This is a genomic window from Chryseobacterium sp. Leaf405 (assembly GCF_001425355.1).
GTDB lineage: Bacteria > Bacteroidota > Bacteroidia > Flavobacteriales > Weeksellaceae > Chryseobacterium.
In genome coordinates this window covers 22,126-46,026 of the sequence record NZ_LMQN01000016.1, presented here as the reverse complement: position 1 = coordinate 46,026, position 23,901 = coordinate 22,126, and the positions used below count along the sequence as shown (strand labels likewise).

Annotated in this window: 25 protein-coding genes; 19 read left to right on the top strand and 6 right to left on the bottom strand. The window is 33.2% G+C overall.

Annotated features, from left to right (window positions below):
- Positions 1-103 precede the first annotated feature (103 nt).
- Entirely contained in the window at positions 104-892 is a 789-nt protein-coding gene (locus ASG22_RS16060) for a hypothetical protein (protein ID WP_055986959.1), read from the top strand.
- Positions 893-993: 101 nt separating this feature from the next.
- Positions 994-1,626 carry a hypothetical protein gene (locus ASG22_RS16055; RefSeq protein ID WP_055986957.1) on the top strand — a complete coding sequence of 211 codons (633 nt, stop codon included), beginning with the start codon at positions 994-996 and terminating at the stop codon, positions 1,624-1,626.
- Positions 1,627-1,679: 53 nt separating this feature from the next.
- Here the strand turns inward: ASG22_RS16055 and frr are convergent, their stop codons facing one another.
- Positions 1,680-2,234 (bottom strand): ribosome recycling factor, encoded by a 555-nt coding sequence (frr, locus tag ASG22_RS16050; protein WP_055986956.1) that lies wholly within the window; start codon positions 2,232-2,234, stop codon positions 1,680-1,682.
- Positions 2,235-2,345: 111 nt separating this feature from the next.
- Positions 2,346-3,053 (bottom strand): UMP kinase, encoded by a 708-nt coding sequence (gene pyrH / locus ASG22_RS16045; RefSeq protein WP_055986954.1) that lies wholly within the window; start codon positions 3,051-3,053, stop codon positions 2,346-2,348.
- 676 nt (positions 3,054-3,729) lie between these two features.
- On the opposite strand from pyrH, the gene porQ reads away from it, so the two are divergent.
- The 5 genes from porQ (at position 3,730) to ASG22_RS16015 (ending at position 6,827) form a co-directional block, all read left to right on the top strand.
- Positions 3,730-4,722 (top strand): type IX secretion system protein PorQ, encoded by a 993-nt coding sequence (porQ, locus tag ASG22_RS16035; protein WP_055986951.1) that lies wholly within the window; start codon positions 3,730-3,732, stop codon positions 4,720-4,722.
- Positions 4,723-4,817: 95 nt separating this feature from the next.
- On the top strand, positions 4,818-5,492 hold the full coding sequence (gene cmk / locus ASG22_RS16030) for a (d)CMP kinase (RefSeq protein WP_055986949.1): 675 nt from the start codon (positions 4,818-4,820) through the stop codon (positions 5,490-5,492).
- Positions 5,493-5,585: 93 nt separating this feature from the next.
- Positions 5,586-5,936, top strand: coding sequence for a YtxH domain-containing protein (locus tag ASG22_RS16025; RefSeq protein WP_055986947.1), 351 nt, complete (start codon positions 5,586-5,588; stop codon positions 5,934-5,936).
- 81 nt (positions 5,937-6,017) lie between these two features.
- Entirely contained in the window at positions 6,018-6,326 is a 309-nt protein-coding gene (locus tag ASG22_RS16020) for a phage holin family protein (protein WP_055986945.1), read from the top strand.
- A gap of 3 nt (positions 6,327-6,329) precedes the next feature.
- Positions 6,330-6,827 carry a hypothetical protein gene (locus ASG22_RS16015; RefSeq protein WP_055986942.1) on the top strand — a complete coding sequence of 166 codons (498 nt, stop codon included), beginning with the start codon at positions 6,330-6,332 and terminating at the stop codon, positions 6,825-6,827.
- Positions 6,828-6,943: 116 nt separating this feature from the next.
- On the opposite strand, the gene ASG22_RS16010 is transcribed toward ASG22_RS16015, so the two are convergent.
- Positions 6,944-7,669: a TrmH family RNA methyltransferase gene (locus ASG22_RS16010; protein ID WP_055986941.1), complete on the bottom strand. Its 726-nt coding sequence runs from the start codon at positions 7,667-7,669 to the stop codon at positions 6,944-6,946.
- Here ASG22_RS16010 and ASG22_RS16005 point away from each other — a divergent pair.
- Positions 7,655-10,252 carry a BamA/TamA family outer membrane protein gene (locus tag ASG22_RS16005; protein WP_055986939.1) on the top strand — a complete coding sequence of 866 codons (2,598 nt, stop codon included), beginning with the start codon at positions 7,655-7,657 and terminating at the stop codon, positions 10,250-10,252. The genes ASG22_RS16010 and ASG22_RS16005 overlap by 15 nt on opposite strands.
- A 21-nt stretch (positions 10,253-10,273) precedes the next feature.
- Entirely contained in the window at positions 10,274-10,987 is a 714-nt protein-coding gene (locus tag ASG22_RS16000; RefSeq protein WP_055986937.1) for a class I SAM-dependent methyltransferase, read from the top strand.
- Here the strand turns inward: ASG22_RS16000 and ASG22_RS15995 are convergent.
- From ASG22_RS15995 to ASG22_RS15985, 3 genes are read right to left on the bottom strand one after another with little or no spacing between them, the layout of a single operon-like run.
- Entirely contained in the window at positions 10,984-12,018 is a 1,035-nt protein-coding gene (locus ASG22_RS15995) for a GNAT family N-acetyltransferase (protein ID WP_055986934.1), read from the bottom strand. The two genes, ASG22_RS16000 and ASG22_RS15995, sit on opposite strands and share 4 nt — an antisense overlap.
- 45 nt (positions 12,019-12,063) lie before the next feature.
- Positions 12,064-12,681 carry a vancomycin high temperature exclusion protein gene (locus ASG22_RS15990; RefSeq protein ID WP_055986932.1) on the bottom strand — a complete coding sequence of 206 codons (618 nt, stop codon included), beginning with the start codon at positions 12,679-12,681 and terminating at the stop codon, positions 12,064-12,066.
- Complete coding sequence (locus ASG22_RS15985) at positions 12,678-13,802, bottom strand: ferredoxin--NADP reductase (RefSeq protein WP_055986930.1); 1,125 nt, start codon at positions 13,800-13,802, stop codon at positions 12,678-12,680. Before ASG22_RS15985 ends, ASG22_RS15990 begins: the two co-directional genes overlap by 4 nt.
- A gap of 31 nt (positions 13,803-13,833) precedes the next feature.
- Between ASG22_RS15985 and ASG22_RS15980 the strand changes: the two genes are divergently transcribed.
- From ASG22_RS15980 to ASG22_RS15935, 10 genes are all read left to right on the top strand, one after another.
- Entirely contained in the window at positions 13,834-14,388 is a 555-nt protein-coding gene (locus ASG22_RS15980; RefSeq protein ID WP_055986927.1) for a TlpA family protein disulfide reductase, read from the top strand.
- Between the two features lie 23 nt (positions 14,389-14,411).
- Positions 14,412-15,383, top strand: a complete 972-nt coding sequence (locus ASG22_RS15975; RefSeq protein WP_055986925.1) for a FecCD family ABC transporter permease — start codon at positions 14,412-14,414, stop codon at positions 15,381-15,383.
- A gap of 58 nt (positions 15,384-15,441) precedes the next feature.
- Entirely contained in the window at positions 15,442-15,729 is a 288-nt protein-coding gene (locus tag ASG22_RS15970) for a hypothetical protein (protein WP_055986923.1), read from the top strand.
- A 3-nt stretch (positions 15,730-15,732) separates the two neighbouring features.
- Positions 15,733-16,656 carry an ABC transporter ATP-binding protein gene (locus ASG22_RS15965; protein ID WP_055986922.1) on the top strand — a complete coding sequence of 308 codons (924 nt, stop codon included), beginning with the start codon at positions 15,733-15,735 and terminating at the stop codon, positions 16,654-16,656.
- Between the two features lie 164 nt (positions 16,657-16,820).
- A complete protein-coding gene (locus tag ASG22_RS15960) occupies positions 16,821-17,267 on the top strand; it encodes a MarR family winged helix-turn-helix transcriptional regulator (RefSeq protein WP_055986920.1) in 447 nt (148 codons plus the stop codon).
- A 17-nt stretch (positions 17,268-17,284) separates the two neighbouring features.
- Positions 17,285-19,678: a 3-hydroxyacyl-CoA dehydrogenase/enoyl-CoA hydratase family protein gene (locus tag ASG22_RS15955; RefSeq protein ID WP_055986919.1), complete on the top strand. Its 2,394-nt coding sequence runs from the start codon at positions 17,285-17,287 to the stop codon at positions 19,676-19,678.
- Positions 19,679-19,717: 39 nt separating this feature from the next.
- Entirely contained in the window at positions 19,718-20,080 is a 363-nt protein-coding gene (locus ASG22_RS15950; RefSeq protein WP_055986917.1) for a four helix bundle protein, read from the top strand.
- A gap of 39 nt (positions 20,081-20,119) precedes the next feature.
- Positions 20,120-21,298, top strand: a complete 1,179-nt coding sequence (locus tag ASG22_RS15945) for an acetyl-CoA C-acyltransferase (protein WP_055986915.1) — start codon at positions 20,120-20,122, stop codon at positions 21,296-21,298.
- A gap of 21 nt (positions 21,299-21,319) precedes the next feature.
- Complete coding sequence (locus ASG22_RS15940; protein WP_055986913.1) at positions 21,320-23,107, top strand: acyl-CoA dehydrogenase family protein; 1,788 nt, start codon at positions 21,320-21,322, stop codon at positions 23,105-23,107.
- Positions 23,108-23,556: 449 nt separating this feature from the next.
- Positions 23,557-23,835, top strand: coding sequence for a hypothetical protein (locus tag ASG22_RS15935; protein WP_055986910.1), 279 nt, complete (start codon positions 23,557-23,559; stop codon positions 23,833-23,835).
- Positions 23,836-23,901: the final 66 nt, after the last annotated feature.

Genomic DNA, 23,901 nt, shown 5'->3' with positions numbered 1-23,901 from the left:
GGAGGTTTTCCGGATCTTTTTTCTTGTGGTATATTAAAGGTTATCATTTAAGTTATTTTTATTCAGAAAAATATATCTTTGCCGGAATTAAAATAAATTAATCATGAAGAAATTATTACTTATTGGCTTGTTAAGCGTAGTTTCATTAAACGTATATGCTCAGGATGATAATACTGAATACGAAATGAGAGTTGGCGAAAAAACAGGCTATATTATAGACAAAAGCGGAAAGAAAATTGAAGGTATCGTAAGATTGGCGGGAGATGAAATGAATCCTTGGACGAATCAAAAAAAAGTAAAGTTTATTGCTTCTGCTGATATTGATAATGCTAAGAAAAAACAGAAATTCAAAACTTACGATGTTGATGATCTGAAAGGTTACATGGCGATCGACAACAACGCAGAAAGACATTTTGAATCAATAAAATACACCAATACAAAAGAAGCTTACAATTCTTCTAACGGAGGTTTGAGCGGCGGATTAAAAGCTTTCAACAATTTAACAAAAAGCAATCAGTTTGCTGAAATAGTAGCAGATGGCAAGATTAAAGTATACAAATTATATGGTTACCCAACAACATTCTCTGCAGGAAGTCAAATTGCTGTGGCAGAAGCTGAAACAAAAAAAATGAGAGAAAATCCATCTTATATTTACTCTAAAAAAGGTGGAAAAGCAGAAGAATTGACTTTGGCAAAAACAAAAATCATTGTTGCAGACTGTCCTGTTGTAAAAGCAAAAGTGACAAAAGGTGAATATGGCTCGTTGAAAAAAGACACCAAACAAAGATCAGGTTTAGGGAAATTCATCAGAAATGAAATCGATAATGCAATGTCTGACAATCTTTCTATTGTAAATGAAGTGATCTACGATTACAACGAAAATTGTAAATAATCAATTTTTAAAAATATCATGAAAAGCAGTTTCAAATTGAAGCTGTTTTTTTATGTCTGCACATTTTTTGCAATGTAAAATCAACTAAAATCACTTTAATTATGAAAATTACACTTCTCGGTTTAAGTTTATTATTGATTATTTCCTGCAAGAAAGAAAACCATAAAAACATTCATAATGAATTTTCTAAAGATAGTTTGACTGCTAAAAACGATTCCACACAATCAAATAGAACACCTCAAAACATTGATGAAATAAAAAAGGAATTTGCTGTTCTTAATGAGAAATTATTAGCTAAAAAGCTAGATTCCACAAGCTATGATTACAACTGTGAGGAATTGGAAGGTGATGTTCATTTTTATTATGAAAATAAAAAACTAAAAATGGTAAAACACTTTTTTGCAGACAGTCATTTTTCTTCTGTAACGAAATATTATGTAAAAAATGATCAGGTATTTTTCATTTTTAAAGATGATACTTTATGGCAATTTGACGGCGGGACTCCTGAAAAACCAATTACAAAAGACAGTATCAATCAACAAAGAATTTATTTACAAAATAGCAATCCTATACAATGTCTGAAGAAAAATTTTACGATAAGATCCGTCGGTAAAAACGTAAATCCAGAAACAGTTCCGAACAAAAAAGGAAACTGTGATGTAAAAGAATTGATGAAAACGTATCTGACTATTCTTAAAAATAAAGATAAAAAAGACAAACTAATGTGTCTGTAAAAACAAAAGCGGTCTCAAATAGAAACCGCTTTTTTATTTTCAAAAACTGAAAATTATACTTTCATAATTTCAGCTTCTTTTGCTTTAAGATGATCGTCACACGCTTTTACATGTTTGTCTGTAAGCTCCTGAATATCTGCTTCTATTCCTTTGATAACGTCTTCAGAAACCCCTTCAAGTCTTTTCAGTTCTTTCAAACCGTTTTGTCTTGCGTTTCTTACAACGATTTTTGTATCTTCAGTTTCTCCTTTAGCCTGTTTTGCCAAATCTCTTCTTCTTTCCTCCGTTAAAGGCGGAACATTAAGGATAATATTTTCCCCGTTATTTGAAGGCGCAAAACCTAAGTTAGAATTAATAATAGCCTTTTCAATTGCGTTGATCGCAGTTCTGTCCCAAGGTTGAATAGAGATTGTCATCGCATCCGGTACAGAAACATTAGCAACCTGATTAAGAGGAGTCGGAGCTCCATAATACTCAACCATTACATCCTGAACCATGTTTGTAGACGCACGTCCCGCCCTGATTCTTTGAAATGCATGATCCAAGTGCTTAATAGCTGCTTCCATGTCATGTTTTACAGATTCTACTATAAGATCTAATTCTTCCATTATATAATAAAAATTTGATAAGTTACACATTAATTATATGAGTAATAAATAATTGGTAATGAACGATTTTAAATTAAAACTAATTCCTAAAATCTATTACCTTTTACCTAATTACAAATCTACTAAAGTACCCACATTTTCTCCGTCTACAATTTTTTCTAAATTACCATCTTTGTTCATATCAAAAACGATGATTGGCAATTTATTTTCGTGACTTAACGTAAATGCTGTCATATCCATTACTTTAAGATTTTTAGCATAAACTTCGTCGAAAGATAATGAATTATATTTTACTGCATTTTCGTTTTTTTCAGGATCGCTGTCGTAGATTCCGTCTACTCTTGTTCCTTTTAATATAACGTTGGCATCAATCTCGATTGCTCTTAATATAGCCGCAGTATCTGTTGTGAAATAAGGATTTCCCGTTCCAGCTCCGAAGATTACCACTCTACCCTTTTCAAGATGTCTTACAGCTCTTCTTTTGATAAAAGGTTCTGCAACTTTGTCCATTTCGATAGCAGATTGTAGTCTCGTTTTTACTCCTACATCTTCCAAAGCGCCTTGTAAAGCCATTCCATTGATTACAGTGGCAAGCATTCCCATATAATCTCCCTGCACTCTGTCCATTCCTTTTGCAGCACCTGCTACACCACGGAAAATATTTCCTCCTCCAATTACAATGGCAACTTCACAGCCTTTTTCTACCACTTTTTTTATCTCAGCTGCATATTCCTCAAGCCTTTCGGTATCGATACCATATTGTCTGTTCCCCATTAAGGCTTCACCACTAAGTTTTAGAAGGATTCTTTTATATTTCATTTTTAATTTTTAATAACTTTTTAGTTGATCAATTTCCTCAGAATTTGATTTTGCAAATATAATCATTAATAGGGTTGATTTTTAATTATAGATTACAAATTTTAAATGTTCTTTTTTAAGTTATTTCTGAGGGCTTTTTATGATTAAATATGGAAGAACCCACGATCTATTTTTATTTGAAGCTTTTTCCCGCTTTCCACTGTATCTTTTTGGTTGCGGGCGCAGCGAAGCGGAGCCCGCAACCAAAAAGGATGTCGTTTCAATCGGGGCTAATGACAACATTTATTTTAAAAAGTTCATCAGTTTGCAAAATCTATTAGATTTAACGGGTTGTGCATTTTGAAAAATTTTAATGTTAGATACGTCAATTCGAGTGTTTTTTCGTAATGAAGTGGAGAAAAAATGTATCGAGAATAGATCTGCCTTCAAAATTACAAACTTCTCGATACGATTTTTTTCAAAAACCTACTCGAAGTGACGAAAGTACATCAAAATGCACAACGGGTTAGATTTAGTATAAAATTAAGGCTTCACACATTTTTTATAAACCAAAAACACCATTAGACTTAAAACCAACAGGCATTTTCACAAAACTTAAATATTTAAATATAAATAATGTAAGAAATATTTTGAAAAGTACGAAAAAGGATTATTTTTGCAATAATAATAATCTGAATTGAAGAAAATTGTCATTTTTTCATTATTTCTATCAGGAATTGTTTCTTATGCACAAACGGGAACAAATGTTTTCCCTTTCTTAAATCTTCCTGTATCTGCAAGACAGGCTGCTTTAGGTGGTGATGCAATTTCTATCAGAGATCATGATATTTCCTTTGCTATTGCAAACCCGTCTTTATTGAATAAAGATTCCGACCAGCAGCTTTCTGTAAACGCAACGTCTTACCTTGCGGACTCCAAATACGGAACCATTGCTTATGCCAGAGACTTTGATAACGGTCACATGGCTACCATCAATGCACGATATATGAGCTATGGAGACATTCCGAGAACGGATGACAGCGGCTTTGAGAATGGAACATTCAATGCATCTGATGTTGCTGTCGGAGCTGGATATGCCTATCAGTTTGAAGAAGACTGGACGATTGGCGGAGGATTGAATTTCATCACTTCAAAAATCGACACCTACTCTTCTTCTGCGATTTCGGGGAATCTTGGAGTAACCTATTATAATAAGAAAAATAAAGAAACTGCTTCTGTTATTATAAGGAATTTCGGGTATCAGTTTAAAACATTCAACGGAACAAGAGAAAATCTTCCTTTTAGAATAGATTTAGGGTATACACGAATTTTAAAGACGATTCCTTTAGCAATTACGATTACAGCACACGATTTACAGGAATTTAATATTTCTTCTGAATATAATGTAAACGGCCAGGAGGTAAATGTTGGGAGAAAAATTGCCGATCACTTATCTGTTGGTGCAGAATTGTTCCCGGAAAAAGGATTCAATATCAGATTGGGATACAATGTAAAAAGAGGAAATGAATTGGCGGTAGCCGATCAAAGAAATTTTTCAGGAATTTCTGCCGGGTTCGGAATTAAAATTGCCAGATTCCGTGTAGATTACGCCCATGTAAGATACCATAATTCATCGAACGTCAACCAAATAGGGGTTTCTATGGATCTATCTAGCCACGCAGGATATTAATTCAAATTAAAATATTTAGCAAAAAATAATCAGAAACCTCAAGAAAATCTCTTGAGGTTTCTTGATTTTTAAGAAAATTTCTTGAAATTTGCGTTATGAAAAAACCTGTAATAGCTATCGATGGATTTTCGTCTACCGGAAAAAGTTCAATATCTAAGATGATTGCCAAAAAACTGGCACTTATCCACCTGGATACGGGTGCACTTTACAGGGGAGTTACGTGGTTCGCTCTTCAGAATTGCTTAAACGGGGATGGCTCTATTAATACAGATCAGCTTTTCTCTTCCTTCGATCAAATTGAACTCGAATTTAAAAATGATGATGGAGAACTCGTTCTTTTCCTTAATCATATTGATATTTCAAAAGCAATTAGAACAAATGAGGTTTCCGATAATGTAAGTTTTATTGCTAAACAAAAAGAAGTAAGAGATTTTCTATTAGAATCTCAACGCTCTTTGGCAGAAAAAGGTGGCATTATTATGGACGGACGTGACATCGGGACAGTAGTTCTGCCAAATGCTGACTATAAATTTTTCCTGACAGCTAGTATTGACGAGAGAACAAAACGAAGATATATGGAGCTGCTTTCCCTTGGTATCGAAGCTAATGAACAGAAGGTGAAAGAAAACCTGATGATACGTGATAAGATTGACAGTGAGCGGGAAATAGCTCCTCTGAAGCAAGCGGAAGATGCTATTGTAATTGATAATACCAACATCGATAAGCAAGAAACTATCGAGAGGATTTTATCTTACATAAAAGATTTTTAACAATTTTTAGTAGGACATCACCTCTTTTGGTATATTAATTGTAGACTTAGAGGTAAGAAAAACTACTATTTATTAACTATTAAAAAACAGAAAATGTCTAAAAAAGGAAACAATACAGCGGGTGTTTTAGCAGGACTTCTTGCAGGTGCTGCAGCAGGAGTTATTTTAGGAATGCTATATGCTCCTGAAGAAGGAAAAGAAACCAGAAAGAAGATAAAAACTAAGGCTAATGATCTTAAAGATCAGGCTAAAGAAAAGTATGATGAAGTTTCAGAAAAAGTGAAAGACCAATATGGAAATATTTCTTCTACTTTTAAAGAAACAGCCAGTACGGTTGCACATACTGTAAAAGACGGATATGATAAATACAAAGATCAGATCGTTTCTAAAACTACAGACGTAGTAAAAAATGTAGAATCTGAACTAAATGATCTTAAGAACTAATAATTTATTTTTTTAAGTAAATTATAAAAAGGAACTTTACACAAGAAAGTTCCTTTTTTTATAACTTTAAAACAAAAACGAATGATAGAAACTATAAAAGAATATGCTTCAAAAAGAATAGACCTTCTAAAAATTGAGGCTACCGAAAAGTCTTCGCTTTCAGCAGGAATGATTACTTATTTTGTCGCATTGCTCGTTGCTTTCGGGTTTTTCATTATTCTGTTCAATTTCGGGATTGCATTTCTCATAGGTAATGCTCTTAACAACCATTCCTATGGATTTTTAATTGTGGCAGGTTTTTACTTTTTAATAATGTTTGTTATCGTTCTCTTTAAAAAGAGAATTGTAAATGCCGTTGCAGATCAGGTTATAAAATTTTTAAATCATTAAACTATGGGCAGAAAGTATGAAAGCTTAGAGGAATTGAGAAGAAAGAAAAAATTATTGAGAACAGAAATCAATGATCTTGAAGATCTTCTTACATTCAAAAATACAAAAGAGAGTTTAAGTGCGTTCACCAATGGTTTGACGGATCAATATCTGAAGGAGAAAGTAGATGAAGACGGCGATGAGAAAGTAGTTCTCAGAAAGGATGTTATTGCTAAACAGATTACTTCCGAAATCAAAGATGCATTCTTTAATAAAAAAGCAATTGCTGGTATTGCCACTTCAGCTGTTAAAGGAGATGCTGTCGATATATTGATAAAGCTCGGAGTGACAGCCTTAGTAGGTAATTACGCCAAGAAAAATATAAAAAGCAGCAATTGGAAGAAAAAGTTGATAGGCGCTGCAATGATCTATCTTGCTCCGATTGCTTTAAGATATGTGAGACAAAAACTGGAACATTACGAAAAAAACAAAAGTGTTTCGAGTATGGAACAACTTATATAAGTTAAACTATCCCTGAGTAGTTAATATTATGGATGCTTCGACTCCATTCAGTATGATAATAAAAATATAATTTATCATACTGAATGGAGTCGAAGCATTTTTAATTTATTGAAATTTTATTTTGAAAACAATTGTCCTAAAATAATTCCTGCTGCCATTGAAACATTCAAACTTTCTGTGGACTGCGATTTTCCAAATCGTGGAATCATGATGCTTTTTTGAAGTAATTTTTCAGTTTCCGGACGCATTCCATTTCCTTCGTTTCCTAAAATTAAATTAATTTTTTCAGGCTTTTCGAAAGTATAAATATTTTCACCATCCATATCGGTTCCAATATTTACATTTTTTGTTGTTGAAAGATACTCGACCAAATTTGTATACACTATATTTACCCTTGTGAAAGATCCCATACTCGACATGATGACTTTCGGATTGTAAAAATCTACGGTATCTTCACTGCAAATAATCTGCTCGATTCCAAACCAGTCTGCAAGGCGGATAATAGTTCCAAAATTCCCCGGATCCTGAATTCCATCTAATATTAATTGAATATTCTTGTCTTCTAATTTTTCTTCAGTATTTAAATAACAAACCGCAACAGAATCTTTCGGATTTTGCAGGAAACTTATTTTTTTCAACTCATTCTCAGAGATATGAGTTATGGGTACATCGGTACGGTCCAATTTTTGCGGATCGGTAGAAAATATTTCCTTAATTTTAAAGTTAGAATTAAAAAGTTCACAAATGATTTTATTACCCTCAACCAAAAACAAATTGTATTTTTGTCTGAACTTCTTTTTATCTAAAGACTGTAAAATTTTTATTGTATGAGCTGTAAGCATTATAAGAATTCTCCTCAAAAATATTATAAAATTATCTCATTTGCAACATTTGTTGGTATGCTTTACGCTTGCAGCACCACAAAAAAAGTTCCGGATGGTGATTATCTGCTTACTAAGAACAATTTTGAATTCGAAGATAAGAAAGAGTTTTTCGACAGTGAATTAAAAGGTTACGCTCAGCAGAAACCCAATAAAAGGCAGTTTCTTTTCATGCCGTTGAGTCTTTTGCTTTATAATGCGGCTAACCCAAAATATGATACGCTGCTTAATGAATACATGACATATCCCAATGAATTGAGAGATCAGAAATTAAGAGATTCTCTATTTATTAAATATGATATGAAAAGCAGTGTCGGTAAAAGTCTGTTTTTTGACAGATTATACCATAGCTGGGGTTCTGCTCCCGTTATCTTGGATCAGACAAAAACAGAAAAAGGTGCTCAATCTATTGAAAAAAGATTAACCTATCGTGGATACTGGGACGCTGAAGTAAAATTTAAACACGATTTGGATTCTGCTTCGAAAAAAGCAGCCGTAACTTATTTTATTACACATAAAAATCCTACTTATATTAAAGATTATTATTATAATATTCCTGATGCGGGTATAAGAGGACTTTATCAGCATAAAATTCATGAAACTTTAGTAAAAAAAGGGCAAATTCTTGATCAGACTGTTCTGGAAAAAGAAGTAACCAGAATTACTGATTTAATGAAAAATTCCGGTTATTACAGATTCAACAGCTTTGGAGATGAAGTCGGTTTCATTGCAGATTCTCTTAAAAGTACAAAACAGGTTCCTTTAACGCTGGAAATTCACAAAGATTCTTTGGATACTCCTTACAAAGTGGCTACCGTCGGAAATATTGATGTCGTAGTGGTAGATGAAATGAAAGAATATCCTAAACGAACTAAGAAAGACAGCTTAAGAGGAATACGCTTTCATAAAACGGATAATAAATATGACACAAGAGCTCTGTGGCGCGCAATTACAGTGGGACACAAGCAGGTTTATGATCAGAAAAAATTTGATCTGACTAAAAGAAACTTGTTAGCAATGAACAATTTCAGTATTCTGAAATCCAGAGATTCATTGAGACGAGGTGGTGAAACGGCTCCAAACGACAGTATTATTGATGTTATGTATGTTCTGAAACCGCTTCCGAAATATGAACTTAAATTGGGAACCGATATTAATTATTCCCAATTATTAAATTTAGGGATTTCGCCTTCCGTAGACCTTACTACAAGAAACGTTTTTGGCGGTGCAGAAAACCTTTCTACCAGTTTGGCAGGAACTTTTGGGCGCATTGTTAATCCAAAAAATATAGATAAAAGAATCTTGGCGTATGAAATCTCTGCTCAGACATCACTTAATTTCCCAAGATTATTACTGCCTTTTGATTATTATAAATTAATTCCGAAAAGATACAGCCCTACATCATCTATTGTGTTAGGAGCTTCTGTTCAGAATAATATTGGTCTGGGAAGAGTCAATTTTAATACGGGATTAAATTATCTTGCTACTGTAAATGATAAAGTTTCTCACAGACTCACACTTTTCAATACACAATTAAGCTTAACGAAAAACAAATCAGGCTATTATGACTATTTTGTGAATGATGATGCGGTAAGAAAAGAGATTTTTGACAATTATTTCTTAACTAATCCAGCTATATCTCAGCAATTTACTGCTGGACAATTGACCATTGATGAGGTTTCTCAGAAAATCACTCAGGATCTTGCTTATCAAGGAAGTTTAGATCAGAGTGGATTAGATCTTTACACAGCATTCAGAGGAACATTGATTAATAAAGACAGACAGACTCAGGATGTTTTAATTTCTTCTATGATCTACAATTTTATCTACAATGAAATTGGTAAAAAAGATTATCCGAATGCTTTTTATTTTAACGGAAAGGTGGAATTGGCAGGTAATATTTTCAGTATTTTTAACCAGAAAAGAAATGACGGTGGAATCGTAACAAGTCCGGAAAGAACAATTTTTGGAATTCCTTACGCACAGTTTGTAAAGTTTGATTTTGATGTAAGAAAATATTATAAATTCGGAAATAATACGTTGGTTCTTCGCCAGTTTTTAGGTCTCGGTGTTCCTTACGGGAATTCATCAAATATGCCGGTTATCAGATCTTATTTCAATGGTGGAGCAAATGATATTAGGGCTTGGGTCGCTTTCGGAGGTCTCGGACCTGCAGATTCTCAGGTAGATCAAAGAGTTCGTACATATATGACGGATAATTTAAAATTAACAACAAATATCGAATTCAGAGTTCCATTTAATGACATGTATGAAGGAGCACTTTTTACCGATATTGGTAATACATGGAGTGTTCTTAATTATAATACTGGTTATGGCGACGAATTCAAGTTTAATAAATTCCTCAGTCAAATGGGTGTCGGCAGTGGGTTCGGACTTAGAGTAAACGTTGCTTATATTACATTAAGAGTAGATTTGGCTTATAAAATGTATGATCCTAACCGACCGGAAGGCGACAGATGGAGAGTAAAAGATTTCCAGCCGTTTAAGCCTACTTTGAATATTGCATTCGGTTATCCTTTCTAAATAAAAAAATAAAACTATACTATGAGTGACCAATGGAAAAAATTTTGGGAAAGTTATAATGCAATCGAGCCTGAAAATGAAGACGATCTTTATATTCAAGTCGGAAAAACAGTTAATAAAGCACCTGTTTCAAAAGAGGTTTTTCAAAGCTTTGTAAATGATGTTGTCGAAAAATTAGATCTTAAAAGTTCTGATATTCTTTTGGAAATGTGCTGTGGAAACGGTCTTCTTACTTATTCTTTATCCCAGATAGTACAGAAAATTTATGCATTCGATTTTACCGAAGCACTTATTGATGCGGCTATAAAATACAAATCAAATGACAATATAGAATATGTAAAAGGAAATGCAAAGGAAGATTTCACAACAATATTTAAAGAAGAGTTACCTGAAATTCAAAAGTTTTTAATCAACGATTCTACATCTTATTTTACACCTGAAGAATTAGAAAAAATCATTGAAAGAATAACTACAATTTCTAAAGACTTCAAATTTTATCTTACAAATGTTCCCAATAATGAAAACAAATGGAACTTTTATAACACCCCGGAAAGAAAAGCCAATTATGAAAAGGCAGTTCAATCAGGTGATATTTTCTTAGGTGGAATCGGCAGATGGTGGGAAAAATCAGAATTTATACATATTGCTGAAAAATTCAATCTAAAAATAGAAATTTTCGATATGAATAATGAATATTCATACCGAATGAGTGTTTTATTATCTACGCAAGATTAATTTCGATATAAAGGAAAAAAAGTATTTACTGATTTCCAAATATTCATATAGGCTACAAGTTTGTTGTATTGTTCCATGTCTGTGATATGCTTCCATACAGAAAATTGTAGCCTGTTTTTCGAAAATCCGGACTTGAAAAGATAAAGATTGTCATCATCTCTGCCCGCAAATCCGCCACCTAAATGTAGAAACTGCAAATTTTTATTTTTTGCTTTAACTCTGGCTTCATCAAGAATCAGCTTCATAGGAGCATCCTTTATACTTTCTTCTGCAGTTGTTGCCAGATGATATTGCATGATATTACCTACGACTGTAAAAATTCCACCGGCAACATACCGTCCGTCTTTTTCAGCCATCAGCAAAATCACTTCATAATCATCATTATTTAAAAATCCGTGGAAATAATCTCTGTCATAATAATACCTGTCAAAAGCACGTACTTTTTCCATTGTTTTATAATACATTTCGATAAAATCATCAATATCCTTAGGGTTTTTAGTTTCAATAATAGAAAAATCTCTTTCTCTTAAATATTTTATTTCGTATTTGGTAGATTTCCTGTATTGTTTTATCTGTTCCTGCGAAGATTGCTCAAGGTCTATAACAACAGTTTTATTGATGTCAGCAAATTCGCCAAAATTATCAAAAAAATTACTATAATCACTAAGCGGATGCAGCCTTGAAAATACTGAAACTATATAATTTTTAGTACAAAATTCTGAAAATTGTTGATGAAAGAAAGCGAAATGTTCCTTTGACAAATCATTAAAATTTCTATTAGAAATCGGGCCACAATAGCCATAAACAGAGGTAAGATCAAAGTAACCTGTACCTTCTATATTTCGTATTTTAAAAGGAAAAACGATTAATTCATCATTATATTCAGAAACAAATAAAACAGACGGAAATGAGCTCTCTAAAGAATGATAAAAATAGGTATGGTAAATGTCATAAAAAATACATTTTTTAATCGTCCGATCCCAGCCTGCTTTGTCGGTGATCTCAATGGTGTAAAAGTTTTGGATGGTCATATAGTTTAAGTAGAGTATGTGTTTATAATGAAAGGAATATATCGACTAATCCGGCGAAATTCCTAATGCGAAATATACTACAGCCACTGTTCTTGCCAGAATCTCTCTGAACTGATTTCTGTAATAACTTTCAGGTTTTGTCACATCCTGTGCATCAAATCCCAACGCATTCATACTATTGTTTCTTGCAAAAAGCAATGCGCGAAGGTTATGAAAACCCTGCGAAACAATAATCACATTATCTTTTTTGTAAACGTGTTTACAACGTAAAATACTTCTATAGGTATTAAAACCTTTCGGATCTTCAATAATAATATCGTCCGGAACTCCTTCCTGATAAATCAGGTAATTTTTCATGGCGGCAGGCTCATCATATCCTTTACTTTTTTCGCCGCTTACAAGGATTTTTTTGATTTTCCCATGGTGATAAAGTAGCGCTGCAGCATCCATTCTTTTGGTAAAATACGGGTTCGAAAGACCAGATCTCATTTTAGGTGAAGTTCCTAAGACAAGAGCAATTTCTCTAGGAGGAATTTTTGAAATTTTGTTGTAAGTCCTACCATCTGTAAGGGCAAAAACCCATGCATTGGCGAGACATATCAACAGAATTCCTATTTCTATTGATACAAAGATTAAATTAAATATGTTTTTAATAATTCTCAACTCAAATCAAAGTTAAGTTTTAGCTTTTTACTTTTTACAATTGACATACATGCTAAAATACGTCCTCTCCCCTCTTCTTTTTCTGTTAAATATTCATTTTCCAGCAACTCTACTTCTCCATCTTCCAAAATACACTCACAGCTTCCGCAGATCCCGGATTTACACGAATAAGGTACAGGAAATTTTTGAATTAACAATTGCTGAAGAATCTTTTCCTTATTATTTGGTAATTCTGTATGATATTTTTTCCCGGAAACTATAAATTCTACTTCTACATTTTCAATTAATGGAAATTCTTTTTCAACTGGGTAAATATCTTTATTAAACTCTTCAAAAAGTTCAAAATGAATATTTTTTTTCAAAATTCCATGATGAAAACAAGCGTTGGCGAGCGTTTTAATCATCTCTCCCCTTCCACAGATCAAAACTTCATCCACCGCATCCCAAATCGTAGATTCTTCATCCGTATCATCCAAATGTAAAATCTGATTGATAATTAAACCTAATTTTTTCTCATCCAACCTTCCATAAAAGAAACTGTTTGCTGTTTTTTCCTGTGAATAAAAATAGAAAATCTGCAATCTGTCGTCGTACATTCTCGCAAGATTATCTAAAGTTTCTCTGTAAACTAAATCCTGTGAACTTTTATTTCCAAAGAATAAAAACAATCTTGTTCTTGGTTCGTTATGAAGAATATTTTTAAAATGACTTAAAATAGGAGTAATCCCGATTCCTGCAGCAAAACCAACAATCGTTCGAAACTCATGAGGCTTCGAAACTAAAGTAAATCGTCCGCTCGGTTCGCTCACCAATATTTCATCACCAACATTATAATTTTTGAACAGCTGGGAAGTTGCTCCATCAGTAGAATTAATTTTAATACCAAGGGTTATTTTTTTCTCATACGGTGCTGAAGTCATTGAATAATCGTTGATAATATCTTCACCGTGAGACCTGAATTTCAGACTTACAAACTGACCCGCTTCAAACTTAAAATTTTCCTTCAACGTCTCAGGAATTTCAAATTCCAGAGAAAAAGTATTTTTGGTCAGTTCTTCCTTTTTCGCTATTTTTAACCGGTGAAACTGCGTCAGTTTTCCTTTATAGATTTGTTGTTCCATACTTCAATTCAAAAATAGATAAAAATAATTTATGAAAAAGATAATTTTATCCACGCTTGTTGTTTTTGCACTGACAAGTTGTAAAAAAGAAAGTCAGAAAAATACAGAGAATTCTCCATCAATGGATTCCACAGCAATTAATAAAACAATTGAAGCTCCAAAAGTGGAGTTAAAAGAAATTTCTCAGCAGGAGTTGGTTACAAATTTATCTAAAAAAGACGATACTCTTTACGTAACAAACTTTTTTGCAACCTGGTGCGGACCTTGTATGATGGAAATTCCTCATTTTAAGAAAAAAATCGAAGAATTAAATGGAAAACCTGTAAAATTTACTTTTGTTGATATTCTTGATAAAGCCGCTTGGAAAGATAAGGTTCCTGCGTTTGCCAAAGAAAACGGATTAGAAAATTATATTGTATTAGTAGATGAATCCAAATTTGATGATACTTTCTTTTCTAATTTTGAAAAATGGAAAGGAAACGGAATTCCCTTTACTTATTTCAGAAAAGGGAATAAAACAGATGAAGTTGAAGGATCAATGTCTGAAGAAATGCTTAATGAAAAAATTAATTCATTCTTAAAATAATAGTACGAATCATTTCCAGAGAAATGTCGAATAAATTTAAAATCCTGTTTTTCATATCAATAATTGCAATTTTCATAACTGCGGTTATTAATCTGAATACAGGATTTTTAAGTTTAAATTTTCTTGATTTTTTTCAAGATTCTTCGAACAGTCAGATTGCTGAAATTCGTATCAACCGTGTTTTGGTGATGCTTTTAGCGGGAATTTCTATCCCGACTTCAGGTTTTCTTATGCAGGAATATTTTCAGAATCCTTTGGCTGGTCCAGACATTCTGGGAATCACTTCGGTTGCCAGTTTATCTGTCGCATTTTATATTTTTTTTTCTCACGATATTCTCCTACCCGATTTTCTTCAAAATAGTTTTCTCAGTTTATCTGCCATTACCGGAAGTTTTTTATTAATGTTGATTTTATTATCAATGTCGAATAAATTTCAGGATAAATCTTATTTAATTATTTTCGGATTTCTCGTTTCTGCCTTTGCCGGAGCGATCGTTTCTTTGCTTCAGTTATATGCAGAAAATCAGAGTTTAAAAAATTATATTTTATGGTCTTTTGGGGCTAATAATATGGTGACGAAAAATCAGATTTATGTTCTTTCAGTTTTAGTTTTAATAGGATTATTTATTTGTTTTAAAACCATAAAACCTTTGATTGGAAATTCGCTGGGAACATCTTATGCACAAAGTCTGGGAGTTAATCTGAATCAATTAAAACTGTTGATCATTGGTGCATCGTCCTTACTTTCTGCTTCAATAACAGCCTTTTTAGGTCCTATTTTATTTATCGGAATTATTGTTCCGCATTTTTGCAGATTACTTTACAATCCCGCAAAACTCTGGCAACAATGGATTTTAAATATGTTGTTGGGAATGTTGATCATGCTGTTATTTTCAATCGTTGCAGAAAAAACACAAATCCCGTTAAATGTTATAAGCTCTGTTTTCGGGATTCCTGTAATTTTATTAATGCTTTTGAAGCAGAATAAAGTGTAAAGTGAATTGTCAATTTGAAATAATACCTTATAATTGTCATTCCGTAGGAATCTAAACTATGAATATAAAAATAACACAGAAACAATTAATCATTGCAAATATAATTGTTTTTGTAGTGAGTGCTATTTTTCTTGAATATTCAAAACTTTTTAGGATAAACCAAGAAAAGCACTGGATATATTCATTCGGTCATAATTGGTGGTTTATGATTGGTATTCCTTCTGCCTTTTGGGGATCTCTTATTTTAGGTAGCTATAGCTTATGGAAAGTCAAAATAGATAAATTTCTATATTTTACTTTTAGTATTATTCCTTTTATCTTATTTATCATTTTTATTTCTATCTAAAATATGCACCTACAAATAAACCAAGCAAACATAGGCTACGATAAATCCCTAATTTCAAATGCAAATGCTGATTTGAATTTAGGGGAAGTATGCTTGATAATTGGTAACAATGGTGTTGGGAAAACAACGTTAATCAAATCTATTCTCCATCAAATTCCTCTTTTAAGCGGAGAAATTTCTATTAATCATAAGAATATAAAAAATCTTTCCGTGAAAGAGATTGCTGAACAAATTGCAGTCGTTTTTTCAAAATCAGTTATTCCGCAGAATTATACGGTTGAAGATCTTATTTCTCTAGGAAAATATATTTACTATCCTTTTTATTTTGAACTTAAAAAAGAAGACAGAAAAGAAGTTTCGCATATTATTGGAGAACTGGATTTGGTTCAATATAAAAACACGTTGCTCAAAAACCTCTCTGATGGAAATCTTCAGAAAGCATTTATCGGAAGAGCTTTAACTCAAAATTCTCCTTTTATTATTCTTGATGAACCTACTACTCATTTGGATGAAAAAAATAAATTAATCATTCTAAAAACCCTCCGAAAATTAGCCAAAGAACAGAATAAATTAATCCTTTTTTCTTCTCACGACTGGCGTTTGGCAAAAGAATTTGCAGATAAAATCTGGTATATAAAAGATAATCATTTATATGCCGGAATTGTTGAAGACGTATTACTTCAGCACGAAGAGCTAACGAATGTATCTTTATTTCACATCAATAATCAATTTGTTCCTCCAAAAATATCAGCACCTGAGTTGCACAAAGAAATGTTATACTCTTTGCTTCAAAAAAACTTTCAAAAAGATCTTTCATCTTTACATTTTGAATTTCAAAATAACTTTTGGTTAATTTCTAATGGTTTTTCAAAACACGAATGCGAATCTTTTGAAGAAATTGTTAATTTAGTGAAAACCATCTATTAATACCATAATTTCATTACATAATTCACATACTATGCATGCATAGTATTATGCTAATCATACAATTTAATCCGTTAAATATCAGATTGTTAACAAATTTTAACGTTAATAAATACTATGCATGCATAATATTTGCTACATTTGAATAGCACCATTTCAATAAATATATGGATAACAAAGATAAAATAGAAAACGTAGATTTAATTTTGAAGCAAACCTGGTTGGCAGTTTCAAAAATGTATACGGATCTAGCTCAGGAACACGATTCTACAGCGGTTCAGGCACTCACTTTACTTAAAATAGATCCGAAAGAAGGAACAAGAAGTACAAACTTGGGACCTAAAATGGCCATCGAACCTACTTCTCTTACAAGAATTATTAAACTTCTTGAGGACAACGGATATATCTACAAGGAAAAAACTACAACAGACAAACGTGAAGTCATTATAAAGCTTACCGATAAAGGACTGAATTCCAGAAACATGTCTAAAGAAGTTGTCGTTAATTTCAATAAAAGAATCATGGAAAAAATTGCTCCCGACAGATTGGAAACTTTCAAGGAGGTAATGAATGAAATCATGAAAATCGCTACAGACTTAAATAACAGAAAATAAATTATAAATATAAAGTAATGAAAAGAAGAATCAAACACGTTACCGTTCTTGGTTCAGGAATTATGGGAAGCGGTATTGCAGCGCACTTTGCCAATATTGGCGTAGAAGTTTCGCTTTTAGATATCGTACCTTTTGAACTGACTGAAGCAGAACAGAAAAAAGGTTTGACCAAAGACGACAAAGCGGTAAGAAACAGAATCGCTTCCGAAAACTTTGAAAAACTGAAAAAAGCAAGTCCGGCTCTACTCTATTCTCCAAAATTTGCAGAGAGAATTAAAGTTGGAAATTTTGATGATGATTTACCGAAAATAAAAAATACAGACTGGATTATTGAAGTTGTGGTTGAAAAACTAGACATTAAAAAATCGGTTTACGAAAAAATTGAACAGTTTAGAAAACCGGGAACTTTAGTTTCTTCAAATACTTCCGGAATTCCGATAAATATGTTGGTTGAAGGAAGAAGCGATGATTTCAAACACTATTTTGCAGGAACACATTTCTTTAATCCTGTTAGATATCTTCCTCTTTTAGAGATTATTCCGACACACGATACAAATCCGGAAATCATTGATTTCTACATGAATTACGGAGCAAAATTCTTAGGAAAAACAACTGTTTTAGCAAAAGATACACCCGCCTTTATTGCGAATAGAATCGGAGTTTTCTCTATGATGGATTTGCTTCACAATGTTCAAAAATTAGGATTAACCGTTTCTGAAGTTGATAAATTGACAGGTCCAGTAATCGGCCGTCCAAAATCTGCGACATTCAGAACGGCAGATGTTGTTGGATTGGATACGTTGGTGATGGTTGCCAACGGCGTTCGTCAAAGTGGTGCTGAGGCAAATGATTTTAATGATGTTTTTTCCCTTCCAAGCTACATCCAGAAAATGGTTGATAATAAATGGTTAGGTTCTAAAACGGAACAAGGCTTCTATAAAAAAGTGAAAAATGCAGAAGGAAAATCTGAAATTCACGGATTAAATCTTGATACATTAGAATACGAACTTCAAGGAAAATCTTCTTTCCCGACTTTAGAATTAACTAAAAATATTGATAAACCGATTGACAGATTTAAAGTTTTAATTGGTGGAAAAGATAAAGCCGGAGAGCTTTACAGAAAATCTTTAGGCGCATTATTCGCTTATGTTTCTCATAAAGTTCCTGAAATTTCTGATGAAGTTTACAAAATCGACGACGCAATGAGAGCTGGTTTCGGTTGGGAAAACGGTCCGTTTGAAATCTGGGATGCGGTTGGTGTTCAAAAAGGTATTGAATTAGCAAAAGATGCAGGCTATGAAGTTTCAGACTGGGTAAAAAATGTGGAAACTTTCTATAAAGTTAATGATGAAGGACAAAGCATTTATGTTGATAAAAATTCAGGTGAATACAACAAAATTCCGGGACAGGATGCTTTCATTATTTTAGATAATATCAGAAAAAATAAAACGCTTTGGAGTAATTCAGGAGCTTCGATTGAAGATTTAGGCGACGGAATTATCAACTTTGAAATCCGTTCTAAAATGAACTCTTTAGGAGGTGAAGTTCTGGATGGATTAAACAGAGCGATTGATTTAGCTGAAAAAGAATACGACGGATTAGTGATCGGAAATCAAGGGACAAATTTCTCTGTTGGAGCCAATTTAGCGATGATTTTAATGATGGCTATCGAACACGACTGGGATGATTTGAATATGGCAATTGCTTATTTCCAAAAATCAATGATGAGAGTTCGCTACTCTTCTATTCCTGTTGTCGTTGCTCCTCACGGAATGACGCTTGGCGGCGGTTGCGAAATGACGATGCACGCTGACAGAGTTGTCGCAGCAGCAGAAACTTACATTGGATTGGTTGAAACTGGAGTCGGTGTAATTCCAGGCGGTGGTGGTACAAAAGAGTTGACTTTAAGAACCTCAAGGGAATTCCACAACGATGATGTTAAAAACAACAGACTTCGTGAAGCTTTCATGAATATCGCAATGGGTAAGGTAGCAACTTCTGCTTACGAAGCTTACGATATGGGAATCCTTGAAAAAGGAAAAGATATTGTTGCCGTTGATAAAAGAACACAAATCAAAACAGCAAAAATGTTGGCGATAAGTTTGGCTGAACATGGCTATACTCAACCGATTGAACAGAAAGTAAAAGTTTTAGGTAAAGATGCATTAGGAATGTTCTATGTTGGAACAGATCAAATGCTTACTGGAAAATATATTTCTGAACACGACAAAAAAATTGCTGACAAATTAGCGAATGTAATGGTTGGAGGAAATCTTTCTGAACCAACTGTTGTAACTGAACAATATCTATTAAATCTTGAAAGAGAAACATTCTTACAGCTTTGTGGTGAGAGAAAAACGCTGGAAAGAATCCAGTATATGTTACAGAATGGAAAGCCACTTAGAAATTAGAATTTTTTGTAAAATGTCAAAAGTATTAATGTATTAACGATGCACAATTTTAGAGATTTAGAAGTTTGGACGAAATCAATGAAACTTTGTAAAATATTTTACATGGCTTCCAATAATTTTCCAAAGGATGAAATGTTCGGATTGATTTCACAGTCGAGAAGAAGTTTATATTCAATTCCTTCTAATATTGCTGAAGGTGCAGGCCGAGATACAAATGCTCAATTTTCACATTTTCTGAATATTGCATTAGGATCTTCATTCGAATTTGAAACTCAAATTTTAATTGCAAATGATTTGGGATTCTTTAAAGGTGATGATTTTATTACTATTTACTCCGAAATCAAACATATACAAAATATGTTAGCAAAATTGAAACAGAAACTTAATACTCAAACATTTTAAATCATAAATACATTTTACGTAATACATTAATACAATTAAATGAAAACAGCATATATAGTAAAAGGATTTAGAACGGCGGTAGGAAAAGCACCAAAAGGTTCCCTTCGTTTTACTCGTCCCGATGTAATGGCGGCAACCGTAATTGAAAAATTAATGGCTGAACTTCCGCAATTAGACAAAAACAGAATTGACGACCTTATCGTTGGAAATGCGATGCCGGAAGCTGAGCAGGGCTTAAATGTTGCCCGTTTAATCTCTTTAATGGGTTTAAATACAGACAAAGTTCCCGGAGTGACCGTAAACAGATATTGTGCATCCGGAAGTGAAGCAATTGCAATTGCTTCTGCAAAAATTCAGGCTGGAATGGCGGATTGCATTATTGCAGGAGGTACAGAATCAATGTCTTATATTCCAATGGGTGGTTACAAACCGGTTCCGGAAACGGAAATTGCCAAAACAAACCCTGACTATTATTGGGGAATGGGTTATACTGCGGAAGAAGTTGCCAAACAATACAATATCACAAGAGAAGAACAGGATCAATTTGCTTTTGAATCTCATATGAAAGCTCTAAAAGCTAATCAGGAAGGTAAATTTACCAATCAGATTGTTCCGATTCCTGTTGAATATAATTTCCTGGATGAAAACCAGAAAATGCAGACTAAAAAGTTTGATTTTTCTGTAGATGAAGGTCCGAGAGCTGATACTTCTTTGCAAGGGTTGGCTAAATTAAGACCAGTTTTCGCCAACGGTGGAAGCGTAACAGCAGGAAATTCATCTCAAATGAGCGACGGTGCAGCTTTCGTAATGGTAATGAGCGAAGAAATGGTGAAAGAATTAGGATTGGAACCGGAAGCTAGATTAGTAGCTTATGCAGCGGCTGGTCTTGAACCAAGAATTATGGGAATGGGACCAATTTATGCCATTCCAAAGGCTCTAAAACAGGCAGGTTTAGAATTAAAAAATATTGAATTAATCGAATTAAACGAAGCCTTTGCATCACAATCGGTTGCTATCAAAAAAGAATTAGGCTTAAATCCTGATATTTTAAATGTTAATGGAGGAGCAATTGCGCTTGGTCACCCACTTGGATGTACCGGAACAAAATTAACGGTTCAGCTTCTTGATGAAATGAGAAAACGCGGTAACAAATACGGAATGGTTTCTATGTGCGTGGGAACAGGACAGGGTGCGGCTTCTATCTTCGAATTATTATAATTAAAAAAAATACAAAATATAATGACTACACTTAATAAAACACTAAAAGGAGGTGAGTTTTTAATAAAAGAAATTTCGGCAAATGAAATTTTCTCTTTAGAAGAACTTTCAGAAGAGCAAAAAATGCTTCGTGATTCTGCAAAAGAATTTATAGATAGAGAAGTTGTTCCTCAACATGATCGTTTTGAGAAAAAAGATTATGCTTTAACGGAAGAAAAAATGCGTCAATTAGGCGAAATGGGATTGTTGGGTATTACTGTTCCTGAAGAGTACGGCGGTCTCGGAATGGGATTCGTGAGTACCATGCTTGCGTGCGATTATGTTTCAGGAGGAAACGGCTCATTAGCAACAGCTTATGGAGCGCATACGGGAATAGGAACTCTTCCTACTCTTCTTTATGGAAGCGAAGAATTAAAAAAGAAATATCTTCCGGATTTAGCGACCGGAACAAAATTCGGAGCCTATTGTTTGACTGAGCCAGATGCGGGTTCTGATGCCAATTCCGGAAAAACAAGAGCAAAATTGTCGGAAGACGGAAAACATTACATCATCAATGGACAAAAAATGTGGATTTCCAACGCAGGTTTTGCAGATACTTTCACGTTGTTCGCAAAAATTGATGATGATAAAAATATCACAGGTTTTGTAATTAACCGTTCAGAGCTTGAAAATCCTGAAAGTTTAACTTTCGGCGAAGAAGAGCATAAATTGGGGATTCGTTCGTCTTCTACCCGTCAGGTTTTCTTCAATGATATGAAAGTGCCTGTAGAAAATATGTTGGGTGAAAGAAACAACGGTTTCAAAATCGCTTTGAATGCTTTAAATGTTGGTAGAATCAAGTTAGCTGCTGCCAATCTTGACGGGCAGAGAAGAATTTTAAACCACTCTATTCAATATTCAAACGAAAGAAAACAGTTTGGTGTTTCCATTTCAACTTTTGGAGCAATCAGAAAGAAAATTGCTGAAATGGCAACCGGAGTTTTCGTAAGTGAAGCGGGTTCTTACCGTTTAGCAAAAAATGTTGAAGATAAAATTGCAGAATTGGTTGCAGGTGGCATGGATCATCAGCAGGCTGAATTAAAAGGGGTTGAAGAATTCGCTGTAGAAGCTTCTATCCTTAAAGTTTTTGTTTCAGATCTTACTCAAAATACAGCCGATGAAGGAATCCAGATTTATGGTGGAATGGGATTCTCAGAAGATACTCCGATGGAATCTGCATGGAGAGATGCCAGAATCGGTAGAATTTACGAAGGAACCAACGAAATCAACAGACTTCTTGCGGTTGGAATGTTGATTAAGAGAGCAATGAAAGGAGAATTAGATTTATTATCTCCGGCAATGGCAATCAGCAAAGAATTGATGGGAATTCCTTCATTTGAAGTTCCTGATTATTCCGAATTCATGAGTGAAGAAAAAGCAATTATTGCCAATCTTAAGAAAGTTTTCTTAATGGTTTCAGGTGCTGCACTTCAAAAATATATGATGGATATTGAGAAACAACAGCATTTATTATTGAATGCTTCTGAAATTTTGAATCAAATCTATATGGCAGAATCTGCAATTTTAAGAGCAGAAAAACATTTTTCTGCTGATTCTGTGGAAGCTGCAATGGCTCAGTTAAATCTTTACAAAGCAGTTGAAAAAATCATTACCTCTGCAAAAGAAGGAATTGTTTCTTTCGCTGAAGGTGATGAACAAAGAATGATGCTTTCTGGTTTAAGAAGATTTACAAAATACACAAATCATCCGAATGTTGTCGCTTTAACTGAAAAAGTGGCTGCACATTATATTGAGAAAGGACATTATTAGTCCTTGACAGATATTTGATTTTAAAGCGTCTCAATTTCTTGGGACGCTTTTATTTTATTATTTTTAAATTAGTTTAAAATTAAATTCATTTGATGAGGTCAAAATTTTATATTCTTGTGGCAATTTTTATATTTTCCTTTTTTTCTCAAATCAAAGATACTCTTGATGATTGCAATGGCAGATTAAAAGACATCGTAATGAGCAAAAGATGAAAATGATTTAGATTTCAAACTTAATGAATCTGATGATGCCGAATTTCAAAAATGGAAATCTCAAAAAAAATCATAATTTCTCTGCAGTTATAATTTCAAATGAGATTGATGATCGTAATGAATCTATCCAAATTACAATTACTTTAAACAAATAAGTAATAAAAAAGCAGTATCAACTGTTTTATAATAACGAATGGAATTTCAAACCATTATAATTAATTATTAAAATCCGAAACAATGAAATTATTATTTATAGCAATTACCTGTATTTCCTCTTCAATATTTGCTCAGCAGAAAGAGAAAAAAATTGTTCCTCCCAAAAAAGATTCAGTAAAAATAAATAAGTTCGACCCGAACAGAAGGAAATTGGAAAGTCCACAAAATGATGAAAAGAATATTTACAAAATGCCCGTTGCTAAACCAAAGGACACTATTTATTCAAAAATGAAAAATAAGAAGAGAGATACAACGGATTATAAAATACTAAATGCAACAAAGCCGGAAGAAAGCAAATAAATCCCGGAATTTATTAATAAATAATTATCTGAAATTATTCATAAAATATGCTCTAAATATGGCTTC